Source organism: Streptomyces wuyuanensis (assembly GCF_900103455.1).
GTDB lineage: Bacteria > Actinomycetota > Actinomycetes > Streptomycetales > Streptomycetaceae > Streptomyces > Streptomyces wuyuanensis.
The window spans coordinates 259,117-271,226 of record NZ_FNHI01000010.1 but is presented as its reverse complement, the minus strand read 5'-3'; the positions used below and the strand labels follow the sequence as shown (position 1 = coordinate 271,226).

Here is a 12,110-nt window from a genome sequence, read left to right as displayed (position 1 = left end):
GTTCTTCACCTCCTGCGGGATCACCGTCGAACGCGTCCTGACCGACAACGGAGCCTGCTACCGCTCCCGCGACTGGCGCGACACCCTCGCGGCAGCCCAGATCACCCACAAACGCACCCGCCCCTACCGGCCCCAGACCAACGGCAAGGTCGAACGCCTCAACCGCACCCTGCTCGACGAATGGGCCTACGCCCGCCCCTACCGCTCAGAGCAGGAACGACGCGACGCCTTCCCCGGCTGGCTGCACACCTACAATCACCACCGCGGACACACCGCGCTCGCAGGCAAACCACCCGCCAGCCGCGTCCCCAACCTCACAGGGCAATACACCTAGCGCTTGACCTCGTAGGACTTCTTCTCGACCAGCTTGCCGTCTGCGAAGCAGAACCGGAACACCGGCTCCGACTCCAGGCTCTCCCCCACCTCGGAGGACATCAGGACCAGGCACCGCGAACCCTCCGGCTCCTTCGGCCCCTTGCCGTCCAGCCCCGCGGTGGCGATCGTGTCGCCGCTCGGCAGCCGGTCCCGCACGGTCTTCTCCGCCGTTCCGACCTTGATCGACTCGTACTCGGAAGGCTCGATCATGCCCTTGTCGATGGAGCCGACCAGGAAGAACACCCCCACGAGAACGGCGACCCCCAGCAGCATCACGACGCCCAGCGCGATCGCGCACCCCATGACCACCCCGCTGGACCTGCTGTGCCCGCCTCTGCCGTCCATCGCCCACTCCCTCTCCGAAACGGTCCAGCCGTTGACCCGGCCACCGTCCCCTGATGGAGCCTTCTCCGACTGCTGCCGAAAGGGGTCCGACGCATCGACGAACGGCGGTGCCTCCCCGATGCCGTACGGGAGGACTCCGGCGACCCGGAAGCCGCCGTCCGGAACGGGACCGGCGTGCACCATGCCGCCGACGAGCCGGGCGCGCTCGTGCAGTCCCGTCAGCCCCTGCCCACCGCTGACGACCTCGCCGATCGCGTCCGAGGCCGCTCCATTGACGATCTCGACGACGACGGAGTCGGGTTCGTAGCGGAGATCCACCGTGATCGGCGCACCGGGCGCGTGCTTGTAGGCATTGGTGAGGGCTTCCTGGACGATCCGGTACGCCGCGTGGTCGGCGGCTGCCGCGAGTGGTCTGGCCTCCCCCGAGTACTTCAGCTCGACCGCGTTCCCCGCCGCCCTGGCCGCCTCGACGAGCGCCGCGATGCCGGCCGTACCGCGAGCGGCCCGTCCCGACTCGTCCACGGAGGCGGGCACGGACGCCTCCACCCCGTCCCTGAGGATTCCGACGACCTCGCGCAGCTCGTGCATCGCGGTCACCGACGCCTCCCGCAGCACCCCGACCACCTCCCGCTGACGCGGGGTGAGTTCGCGGTCGACCTCGAGGGCGCCCGTGTGCACGGAGATGAGCGCCAGCCGGTGCCCGAGACTGTCGTGCATGTCCTGGGCGATCCGCTGCCGCTCCTTCAGCCTCGCCTGGCCGGCGACCATGGCGCGCTCGCGCAGCAGCTGACCGTTGCGTTCCTGCAGGGTGTGCAGCAGGGTCCGCCGCTGCGTCCAGTACCGGCTGGCCAGTCCGGGCACGACCGCCACCGCGAGGAAGTAAAGAGTGGTGAGCAGGACCACGGTGAGCGCGGTCGAGGGCGACCAGGTGTCGACGAGCGAGACGGTGACACAGAGGACGTAGGCACCGGCGAAGGCGGCCACGGCCCGGCCCGCCCCGGTGATCCGACGCCCGGCCGACCAGCCCGCGGCCATCATCAGCGGCAGGAACCCGTTGCCCACCGGCGTCAGCGCGGCCGTCACCGCCAGCACCGTCGCGGGCAGTCTCCGCCGCATCAGCGACAGGACCGCGATCGCGACGGACTCGGTCACGACGGCCAGGGCGGACGCCTCCAGCAGCTGTCCCAGCCCCGCGGCCAGGACGGCGAGCAGCAGCGCGACGGTCGCCTCGCCCGCGAACCTGCGCCGGGACCACTGTTCCGGGGGCGCCAGCCATCTGACGCCCGCCCGCACCCCGGCCCATATCTTCGATGACGCGTCCACGATCGCACCCTAGGCAGCCGGCGCCCTCGTCACTGCCCACTTTCGTCGCACGACCGTCCGACGAAGGTCGCGGCCGCCGGGCGACGCGAGAGAGACAAGGGACACAAATCAGACTCGGCAGCCCCAACCGCGTCGAACGGAGCCCCACAAGGACGACGCCGCGGCGACCCGGTCCCATCGGACAACGAGAAACGGGCCCCCACCAGGACTTTCGTCTCTGGCGAGAACCCGTTTCGTCGGTTTCTCTTGGTTGGTGCGCGAGGGGGGAGTTGAACCCCCACGCCCTTGCGGGCACTGGAACCTGAATCCAGCGCGTCTGCCTATTCCGCCACCCGCGCATTTGGGTGTTGCCGCCTCGTCCCTCACCTGTTCGGTGCGAGCGCCTGGCGACATGCAGAAGATTAGCACGCTGCGGAGGGCGGTTTCACATCCGTTGTTTCGGGCGGCTCCCGGCGGCGGAGAAGACAGCAGGGGCCTGCCGGCGCGGGCCTCGTGGCGCGATCGCGAACGGCGCCGGCACCGCGGCCACGGGTCCGGGGTGGGCCCGTGGCCGGCCCTGTGCGGGAGCGGCTCCCCGGACGGATCCGTGGACGGATCCGCGTGGCGGGCACCCCCGCGGGACTTCGCGGCGTTGTAGAGAGCAGCAAGGAAAGAGCGGCTCCGGAGGCGGAAGCGGAACGCGACGAGGAGAGGAGGCAGGGCTGGAAGACGGCGACACGGAGAACCGGAGAGGGACAGGAGAAGGAACGCAGCGCGGCCGCCGGCACTCCTCCCGGGTGCACCTCCCCCCGCTCCCCCGGGGTGCACCCCGGGTGCGGGACACTGTCAGGAAGCCGCCTCTACGATCCGTGTGAGAGGTGACACTCATCGACGGGGCAGACAAGGGGAACCAGCCGATTTCCCGACGCGTGGATACGATCAGTAAGCAGTACCAGGACGACATCGACGGAGGAGGTGCCCCATGGGAGTTCTGAAGCGTTTCGAGCAGCGGCTCGAAGGCCTGGTCAACGGCACCTTCGCCAAGGTCTTCAAATCCGAGGTCCAGCCGGTCGAGATCGCGGGCGCCCTCCAGCGCGAGTGCGACAACAACGCGACCATCTGGAACCGGGACCGCACGGTCGTCCCCAACGACTTCATCGTGGAACTGAGCCCGCCCGACCACGAGCGCCTCAGCCCCTACTCCGGCCAACTCGGCGACGAGCTCTCCGGCCTGGTCCGGGACTACGCCAAGCAGCAGCGCTACACGTTCATGGGCCCGATCAAGGTCCATCTCGAGAAGGCCGACGACCTCGACACCGGTCTGTACCGGGTGCGCAGCCGCACCCTCGCGTCGAGTACGTCACAGTCGCCCGACCGCGCCCCCGCCGGCCCGGGAGCGGGTCCCGCCGGCTCCCCGCAGGGGGCTCAGCGCGGCGGCTACGGCTACCCTCCTGTCGGTGCACCTCCCATGCCGTCCGCCCCGCCACCCGGCGGAGGCAGGCCCGGCGCGGGAGCAGCCCATACCGGGCGTCCGTCGGCACCCGGTCCGATGCCGGGCGCCCAGGTGCGCCGCTGGATCGAGATCAACGGCACCCGCCACCAGATCTCCCGCCCGACGATGGTGCTGGGCCGCAGCACCGACGCCGACGTGCGGATCGACGACCCCGGCGTCTCCCGCCGGCACTGCGAGATCCGGACCGGAACGCCCTCGACGATCCAGGATCTCGGGTCCACCAACGGCATCGTGGTGGACGGGCAGCACACCACCCGCGCTACGCTCCGCGACGGCTCGCGGATCGTCGTGGGCAGCACAACCATCGTTTACCGGCAAGCCGAAGGGTGAAGCGGGGGCAATGTCAGAGCTGACCCTGACGGTCATGCGGCTGGGTTTCCTGGCCGTTCTGTGGCTGTTCGTCATCGTGGCCGTCCAGGTCATCCGTAGTGACCTGTTCGGTACCCGCGTCACGCAGCGCGGGTCGCGCCGCAACGCCGAGACGCGGCCGCAGCAGGCTGCCCGCCCGGCGGCGACCGCGCCCCCCCAGCAGCGCCAGCAGGCGACGCGCCAGCGCCGCGGAGCACCCACGAAGCTGGTCGTCACCGAGGGCTCCCTCACCGGCACCACGGTCGCGCTGCAGGGGCAGACGATCACGCTGGGCCGCGCGCACGATTCCACGATCGTGCTGGACGACGACTACGCCTCCAGCCGGCATGCCAGGATCTACCCGGACCGTGACGGCCAGTGGATCGTCGAGGATCTCGGGTCCACCAACGGCACGTATCTCGACCGGACCCGACTCACCACCCCGACACCGATTCCGCCGGGCGCGCCGATCCGTATCGGCAAGACCGTCATCGAGCTGCGGAAGTAGTACGACAATGAGCGAGCGGAGCGAGCGAGCCGCGGCGGTCCGCACGGAGGACCCCGCAGCGGTCCCGGCGTCGGACCGGGGCAGGCTCCCGACCGGAGGGTGGGCAGTGTGGCTCGAGACCGGCTGTACCCCGAGGCAGCGTCGACAGGGCAGGTGCGCATGAGTCTGTCACTGCGCTTCGCCGCCGGATCGCACAAGGGCATGATCCGGGAGGGCAACGAGGACTCCGGCTACGCCGGCCCGCGCCTTCTCGCGATCGCCGACGGCATGGGCGGCCAGGCCGCCGGTGAGGTCGCCTCGTCGGAGGTCATCTCCACGCTCGTCCAGCTCGACGACGACATCCCTGGCTCGGACATCCTCACCTCGCTCGGGACCGCCGTGCAGCGGGCCAACGAGCAGCTGCGCATGATGGTCGAGGAGGACCCCCAGCTCGAGGGCATGGGCACCACGCTGACCGCACTGCTGTGGACCGGACAGCGACTCGGTCTCGTCCATGTCGGCGACTCCCGCGCGTACCTGCTCCGCGACGGGGTGCTGACCCAGATCACGCAGGACCACACCTGGGTGCAGCGGCTCGTCGACGAGGGCCGGATCACCGAGGAGGAGGCCACCACCCACCCGCAGCGCGCCCTGCTGATGCGCGCACTGGGCAGTGGCGACCACGTCGAGCCCGACCTCTCCATCCGCGAGGTCCGGGCCGGCGACCGCTATCTGATCTGCTCCGACGGACTGTCCGGGGTCGTGTCCCACCAGACGCTGGAGGACGCCCTCGCCAGCTACCAGGGCCCCCAGGAGACCGTGCAGGAGCTGATCCAGCTCGCCCTCCGCGGCGGCGGTCCCGACAACATCACGTGCATCGTCGCGGACGTGTTGGACACGGACTCCGGCGACACCCTCGCCGGCGCGCTCAGCGACACCCCCGTCGTCGTCGGCGCGGTCGCCGAGAACCAGGCGCAGCTGGGCGACGGCGGGGCGATGCAGACCCCCGCCGGCCGCGCGTCCGGCCTCGGACGGCCCGCCGCGCCGCCCCAGGGAGGCGGCTTCGGCCCGCCCGGAAGCGGCGACGACGTCGGCTACGGCGGGATGCCGCCGGAGGGCGGCTACGGCGCGTACACCGACGAGGACTTCGTCAAGCCGCGCCGCGGCCGGAAGTGGCTGAAGAGATCCTTCTTCATCGCGCTCGCACTGGGAGTCGTCGGCGGCGGTCTCTACGGCGGGTACCGCTGGACCCAGACCCAGTACTACGTCGGCGCGAACGAGAACCACATCGCGCTGTACCGCGGTATCAGCCAGGACCTGGCCTGGGTCTCGCTCTCGAAGGTCGAGAAGGACCATCCCGAGATCGAACTCAAGTACCTGCCCGACTACCAGCAGAAACAGGTCAAGGAGACCATCACCGAGGGCAGCCTCGGTGATGCCCGCGACAAGATCCAGGAGCTCGGCGCGCAGGCCGCCGTCTGCAAGAAGGACGAGCAGCGCCGGGCCGCCGCGGACCGTGCCGCGGGCACGCCGCCGGGCGAGGGCCAGGCCGGCGGAACGACCGGCGCGAAGCCCTCCACCCAGTCCGCCCAGACCAAGCCGACCGCAGCGTCTCCCTCTCCGGGCCCCACCCTCTCGGAGGAGGAGCAGAAGCTGGCCTCGAACTGCGGCAAGCAGTAAGCACCCGTAGGGGGGCCTTTCTCCACCATGAGCGTTGTCACCAACACGACCACCATCGGCGCGATCGACGCGCCGAGCCGCCGCAACACCGAGCTCGTGCTGCTCGCGTTCGCCGTCGCCATCCCGGTGTTCGCGTACCTCAACGTGGGCCTCGCGCTCAACGGCGAGGTGCCGTCCGGCATGCTCGGCTACGGGCTCGGCCTCGGCCTGATGGCGGGCGTCGCCCACATCGTGGTGCGGAAGTTCGCCCGGTACGCGGACCCGCTGCTGCTGCCGCTGGCGACGCTGCTCAACGGACTCGGGCTGGTGCTGATCTGGCGGCTGGACCAGTCGCCGCGGCTCAACGCACGCGCCGACTTCGCCCCGCAGGCGACGAACCAGCTGATGTACTCGGCGCTCGGCATCGCGCTGTTCGTCGGCGTCCTGATGATCCTCAAGGACCACCGCGTCCTCCAGCGCTTCACGTACATCTCGATGGCGGCGGCGCTGATCCTGCTGATCCTGCCGATCGTGCCGGGGCTCGGCGCGGACGTCTTCGGCGCGAAGATCTGGATCCGGGTGGGCGGGTTCTCCATCCAGCCGGGAGAGTTCGCGAAGATCGTGATCGCGGTCTTCTTCTCCGGCTACCTGATGGTGAAACGGGACGCGCTCGCGCTGGCGAGCCGCCGTTTCATGGGCCTTTACCTGCCGCGCGGCCGCGACCTCGGCCCGATCCTCACGATCTGGGCGATGAGCCTGCTCATCCTGGTATTCGAGAACGACCTCGGCACCTCGCTGCTGTTCTTCGGCATGTTCGTGATCATGCTGTACGTGGCGACCGAGCGGACGAGCTGGATCGTCATGGGTCTGCTGATGTCGGCGGGCGGCGCCGTGGTCGTGGCGTCGTTCGCCGGCCATGTGCAGGCACGTGTCAACGCCTGGATCGACCCGTTCGTCTGCAAGGAGACCTCCGTCGCCTGTGACCAGATGACACAGGTCCTCATGACCTTCGGCTCCGGTGGAGTGCTGGGCACCGGCCTCGGCCAGGGCAACTCCGATCTGATCGGCTTCGCCGCCAACTCCGACTTCATCTTCGCCACCGTCGGCGAGGAACTCGGTCTGACCGGCGTCATGGCGTTCCTGCTGCTGTACGGCCTGATCATCGAGCGCGGCATCCGTACGGCCCTGGCCGCCCGGGACCCGTTCGGCAAGCTGTTCGCCATCGGCCTGTCCGGCGCCTTCGCCCTCCAGGTGTTCGTCGTGGCCGGCGGTGTGATGGGACTCATCCCGCTGACCGGTATGACCATGCCGTTCCTCGCGGCCGGTGGCTCCTCCGTCATCGCCAACTGGGCCCTGATCGGCATCCTCATCCGTATCAGCGACACCGCGCGCCGCCCGGCGCCGGCTCCCGCCCCGTCCCCCGATGCCGAGATGACCCAGGTGGTCCGACCGTGAACAAGCCTCTGCGCCGCATCGCGATCTTCTGCGGCCTCCTGGTGCTCGCGCTGATGATCCGCGACAACTGGATCCAGTACGTCCGCGCGGACGAGCTCAACACGCACAAGTTCAACCGGCGGGTCCAGATCGAGCGCTACGCCTACGAGCGCGGCAACATCATCGTCGACGGCAAGCCCATCACCGGCTCGGTCGAGACGAAGGGCAGCGACTTCAAGTACAAGCGCACGTACACCAACGGCCCCATGTGGGCGCCCGTCACCGGCTTCGCCTCGCAGGCCTTCGACGCCAATCAGATCGAGAAGCTCGAGGACGGGATACTGACCGGCAACGACGACCGGCTGTTCTTCGACCGCACGTTGGCCATGTTCACCGGCGAGAAGAAGAAGGGCGGCGACGTCGTCACCACCCTGAACGGCAAGGCCCAGGCGGCCGCGTTCAAGGGACTCGGCGACAACAAGGGCGCCGTGGCGGCGATCGACCCGCAGACCGGGAAGATCCTGGCGCTGGCCTCGACCCCGTCGTACAACCCGTCGGTCTTCGCGGGCAACTCCATCAAGGACTCCGAGAACCGCCAGAAGCTGCTCAACGACAAAGACAAGCCGATGGTGAACCGCGCGCTGCGCGAGACCTACCCGCCCGGCTCCACCTTCAAGGTCGTCACCGCCGCGGCAGCGCTGGAGAACGGCGTGGTCGAGGACATCGACGCGCCGACGGACACTCCCGAGCCGTACATGATCCCGCTCTCGCGGACGCCGATGAAGAACTCGCACGGCGGCTGCGAGAAGGCGAGCCTGAACGCGGCCATGGAGGTGTCCTGCAACTCCGTCTTCGCCAATCTCGGTGACAAGGTGTCCCGGGACAAGATGGTCGAGATGGCCCAGAAGTTCGGCTTCAACAACGCCGAGATCGACACACCTGTCCGTGCTTCCTCCTCCGTCTACAACAAGACGATGGACCGCGGCGGCAACGCGCTCTCCTCGATCGGCCAGTTCGACACGGCCGCCACTCCGCTGCAGATGGCGATGGTCACCGCGGCGATCGCCAACGACGGCAAGCTGATGAAGCCGTACATGATCGACCAGCTGCGGGCACCGAACCTGGACGTCATCCAGACCTTCGAGCCGGAGGAGATGAGCCAGCCGGTCTCGCAGGAGAACGCACAGCTCCTCCAGCGGATGATGGAGAACGTCGTCGAGAAGGGCACGGGCAAGAACGCCCAGATCAACGACGTCACCGTCGGCGGCAAGACCGGTACCGCCCAGCACGGTGTCGGCAACAGCAAGCGCCCGTACGCCTGGTTCATCTCGTACGCCAAGACCGACAACGGTTCGCCGGTCGCGGTCGCGGTGGTCGTGGAGGACTCCAACGGCACCGCGCGCGACGACATCAGCGGTGGCGGACTCGCCGCTCCGATCGCGCGTGACGTGATGAAGGCGGTGCTGGACAGCAAGGAGTGACGGATGTCACTGCCCTGGCCTCTTCCCGCCTCATACCCGCACAATGCGATACCGGTCGCGTATCAGGTCCCGGCCATGGGCGGATGAGGAGCCCCGTGGCCGGTAGCGTATGCGCGAACAGCACACCGCCGGAGCACACACACGGGTGCGGTCGGGACTGACGGAGAGGGCTGGAACAGTTATGGAAGAGCCGCGTCGCCTCGGCGGCCGGTACGAGCTGGGCTCGGTGCTCGGCCGTGGTGGCATGGCCGAGGTCTACCTCGCCCACGACACCCGGCTCGGTCGCACCGTTGCCGTGAAGACGCTGCGGGCCGATCTCGCCCGTGACCCGTCCTTCCAGGCCCGGTTCCGCCGTGAGGCCCAGTCGGCCGCCTCGCTGAATCATCCTGCGATCGTCGCCGTGTACGACACCGGCGAGGACTACGTGGACGGCGTCTCCATCCCGTACATCGTGATGGAGTACGTGGACGGCTCCACGCTCAGAGAGCTGCTGCACTCCGGGCGGAAGCTGCTGCCCGAGCGCACGCTCGAGATGACCATCGGCATCCTGCAGGCCCTCGAGTACTCGCACCGCAACGGCATCGTGCACCGCGACATCAAGCCGGCGAACGTCATGCTGACGCGCACCGGCCAGGTCAAGGTGATGGACTTCGGCATCGCGCGCGCCATGGGCGACGCCGGCATGACCATGACCCAGACCGCGGCCGTGATCGGCACCGCCCAGTACCTCTCCCCGGAGCAGGCCAAGGGCGAGCAGGTCGACGCCCGGTCCGACCTGTACTCCACCGGCTGTCTGCTCTACGAGCTGCTGACGGTCCGGCCGCCGTTCGTCGGGGACTCCCCGGTCGCGGTCGCGTACCAGCACGTCAGGGAGGAGCCGCAGGCGCCGAGCGTCTTCGACCCCGAGATCACGCCCGAGATGGACGCGATCGTCCTGAAGGCGCTGGTCAAGGACCCGGACTACCGCTACCAGTCCGCCGACGAGATGCGGGCCGACATCGAGGCGTGCCTCGACGGCCAGCCGGTCGCCGCCACCGCGGCGATGGGCGCCGTCGGCTACGGCGGCGCGTACGGCTCCCAGCAGGGACGCGGCGACCAGCCGACGACCGCGCTGCGGCAGACGGACCCGGGCGGCCAGACGTCGATGCTGCCGCCCATGAACCCGGACGACGGCGGTTTCGGCGGGTACGACGACCGCCCGGACCGCCGGCGGCAGAAGAAGTCGAACACGTCCACGATCCTGCTCGTGGTCGCCGGCATCCTCGTGCTCGTCGGCGCCATCCTGATCGGCAAGTCGGTCTTCGGCCCGGGCGAGGGCGGGGGCAAGGTCGACGTGCCCCAGCTGGTCGGCAAGCCGTTCCCGGAGGCCAAGCAGCTCGGCGAGAACGCCAAGGTCAAGGTCGTCCAGTCCGGCACGGATCGCTGCGACCAGCCCAAGAACAGCGTCTGCAGCCAGACTCCGGCCAGCGGCCAGATGAACCAGGGCGACACCGTGAATGTGGTCGTTTCCGAGGGCGCGCCGCTGATCAAGGTGCCGGACGTCACGAAGGACTCCGAAGAGGACGCCACCAAGGAGCTGAAGGAGAAGGGCTTCGAGGTGGAGACCGAATCGGTCGAGTCCGACCAGGAGCCCAACACGGTCGTCGAGCAGGACCCCGCTGGCGGCACCCGGGTAGAGAAGGGTGAGACCGTCACCCTCAAGATCGCCAAGCAGACGACGAAGCCCGTGCCGGACGTGGTGGGTCAGCAGTTCGACCAGGCCAACCAGCAGCTGACGACCCTCGGATACACGGTCGTGCGGCAGGACGTCGACGGCGCCGAGCCGGCGGGGCAGGTCACCGCGCAGGACCCGACCGCGGGCTCCAGGGAGGCCAAGGGCATCACCATCACCCTGAAGGTCTCCAAGGGACCTCAGACGCCGCAGGCCCAGGTCCCCGAGGTGCGGAACCGCTCCCTGGGCGAGGCCAGGGCCATGCTGCAGCAGGCCGGATTCAACAACATCCAGGTGCAGGGCGACCAGAACGACAACGCCCGGGTGATCCAGCAGACCCCGCAGCCGGGAACCCAGGGAGACCCCGCCCAGACCCAGGTGGTGCTGTTCACCCTCCCCGGTGGTGACGGCAACAACGGCGGCAACAACGGCGGAGGCGGCTTCATCGGCGGAGGCGGCGACTAGCCTCCCGCCCACCGCACGGTGAGAGCCCCGCAACGGTGAAGGCCCCGGCACCCATCAGCCATCGAGGTGCCGGGGCCTCTCCGTGTCCGGCCGGCAGTCGCTGCTGCCGTGGGCGCCCGGCCGGGCCCGGCGGCGCGCGGCCGGCCTCTCGGGCAGCAGGGCGCGACGCATGGTCGCACGGAAGCCGGAACGTGCGGGAGCCGGGGCGCGGGTGCGGGGAACGGAACGTGCGGGAGCCGGAGCGCGGGTCAGGGTGCCGTGCTCGTGGCGCGCTCGTTCACGACTGCCGCAGCTCCGCCGGCGGCGTACGGTCCCGGTCCACCTTCTCCGTGCGCTCGAGTTCGCCCCACACGATGTAGCGGTAGTCCGAGGTGTACACGGGAGTGCAGGTCGTGAGCGTGATGTAGCGGCCGGGCTTGGTCCGGCCCGACTCCTTCGGGACCGGCTGGAGCACGTCGACGTTGTACTTGGACGTCTCCTTGAGGTCCTTGAAAACCTTGTAGACGTACCAGGTGTCCACGGTTTCGAAGACGATCGAGTCACCCGTCTTGAGCTTGTGGATGTTGTGGAACTTGGCGCCGTGGCCGTCGCGGTGGGCCGCCAGCGTGAAGTTGCCCTGCTTGTCGGACGGAAGCGCCGACTTGATGGGGTCGATGTAGTAGCCCGCCACACCGTTGTTCAGGGTCTTGGGGTCGGTGCCCTGCTTCACCAGGACCTCGCCGTTGCCCATGGCGGGCACGTGCAGGAAGCCGATGCCGTCCTTGGTGTCGAGCGCACCGGGCCCCCCGGCCCAGCGGTCGCGGACCCGCTCGCCCTGCTTCGCGGACTCGCGGTCCGCGAGAACGTTCGTCCACCACAGTGAGTAGACGACGAAGAGGGCCAGCACCAGCCCCGCGGTGATCAGCAGCTCGCCGAAGACACTGATGACGCCGGCGATCCGGCTGCGCGCACGTGCCACTGCACCTGTCCCTGTCCCAGTCCCTGTTGTTC

The 12,110-nt window shown here is 69.3% G+C and carries 9 protein-coding genes and 1 tRNA gene; 7 read left to right on the top strand and 3 right to left on the bottom strand.

Going from position 1 to position 12,110, the window contains the following annotated elements; translation table 11 throughout:
- On the top strand, positions 1-334 hold a 334-nt coding region (locus tag BLT82_RS17185; protein ID WP_143041483.1), incomplete at its 5' end, for an integrase core domain-containing protein.
- On the opposite strand, the gene BLT82_RS17180 is transcribed toward BLT82_RS17185, so the two are convergent.
- Together BLT82_RS17180 and BLT82_RS17175 are read right to left on the bottom strand one after the other, a co-directional pair.
- A complete protein-coding gene (locus BLT82_RS17180; protein WP_093655670.1) occupies positions 331-2,013 on the bottom strand; it encodes a sensor histidine kinase in 1,683 nt (560 codons plus the stop codon). The genes BLT82_RS17185 and BLT82_RS17180 overlap by 4 nt on opposite strands.
- A gap of 281 nt (positions 2,014-2,294) precedes the next feature.
- Positions 2,295-2,381: transfer RNA gene (locus BLT82_RS17175), tRNA-Leu, on the bottom strand.
- Between the two features lie 623 nt (positions 2,382-3,004).
- On the opposite strand from BLT82_RS17175, the gene BLT82_RS17170 reads away from it, so the two are divergent.
- From BLT82_RS17170 to pknB, 6 genes are all read left to right on the top strand, one after another.
- Positions 3,005-3,865 carry an FhaA domain-containing protein gene (locus BLT82_RS17170; RefSeq protein WP_093655669.1) on the top strand — a complete coding sequence of 287 codons (861 nt, stop codon included), beginning with the start codon at positions 3,005-3,007 and terminating at the stop codon, positions 3,863-3,865.
- Positions 3,866-3,875: 10 nt separating this feature from the next.
- Entirely contained in the window at positions 3,876-4,391 is a 516-nt protein-coding gene (locus BLT82_RS17165; RefSeq protein WP_093655667.1) for an FHA domain-containing protein FhaB/FipA, read from the top strand.
- A gap of 159 nt (positions 4,392-4,550) precedes the next feature.
- Positions 4,551-6,050, top strand: coding sequence for a Stp1/IreP family PP2C-type Ser/Thr phosphatase (locus BLT82_RS17160; protein ID WP_093655665.1), 1,500 nt, complete (start codon positions 4,551-4,553; stop codon positions 6,048-6,050).
- Positions 6,051-6,077: 27 nt separating this feature from the next.
- Positions 6,078-7,484 (top strand): FtsW/RodA/SpoVE family cell cycle protein, encoded by a 1,407-nt coding sequence (locus BLT82_RS17155; protein ID WP_093655663.1) that lies wholly within the window; start codon positions 6,078-6,080, stop codon positions 7,482-7,484.
- Positions 7,481-8,944: a peptidoglycan D,D-transpeptidase FtsI family protein gene (locus BLT82_RS17150; protein ID WP_093655661.1), complete on the top strand. Its 1,464-nt coding sequence runs from the start codon at positions 7,481-7,483 to the stop codon at positions 8,942-8,944. Before BLT82_RS17155 ends, BLT82_RS17150 begins: the two co-directional genes overlap by 4 nt.
- Before the next feature lie 181 nt (positions 8,945-9,125).
- Entirely contained in the window at positions 9,126-11,120 is a 1,995-nt protein-coding gene (gene pknB / locus BLT82_RS17145; protein WP_093655659.1) for a Stk1 family PASTA domain-containing Ser/Thr kinase, read from the top strand.
- Positions 11,121-11,397: 277 nt separating this feature from the next.
- Here pknB and BLT82_RS17140 read toward each other — a convergent pair whose 3' ends face one another.
- Positions 11,398-12,078 (bottom strand): class E sortase, encoded by a 681-nt coding sequence (locus BLT82_RS17140; RefSeq protein ID WP_093655657.1) that lies wholly within the window; start codon positions 12,076-12,078, stop codon positions 11,398-11,400.
- Positions 12,079-12,110: the final 32 nt, after the last annotated feature.

Excerpts from the sequence above, each read along its gene's own strand:
- BLT82_RS17165 (WP_093655667.1), top strand. The coding sequence starts at position 3,876 with ATGTCAGAGCTGACCCTGACGGTCATGCGGCTGGGTTTCCTGGCCGTT.
- BLT82_RS17160 (WP_093655665.1), top strand. The coding sequence starts at position 4,551 with ATGAGTCTGTCACTGCGCTTCGCCGCCGGATCGCACAAGGGCATGATC.
- BLT82_RS17155 (WP_093655663.1), top strand. The coding sequence starts at position 6,078 with ATGAGCGTTGTCACCAACACGACCACCATCGGCGCGATCGACGCGCCG.
- BLT82_RS17170 (WP_093655669.1), top strand. The coding sequence starts at position 3,005 with ATGGGAGTTCTGAAGCGTTTCGAGCAGCGGCTCGAAGGCCTGGTCAAC.
- pknB (WP_093655659.1), top strand. The coding sequence starts at position 9,126 with ATGGAAGAGCCGCGTCGCCTCGGCGGCCGGTACGAGCTGGGCTCGGTG.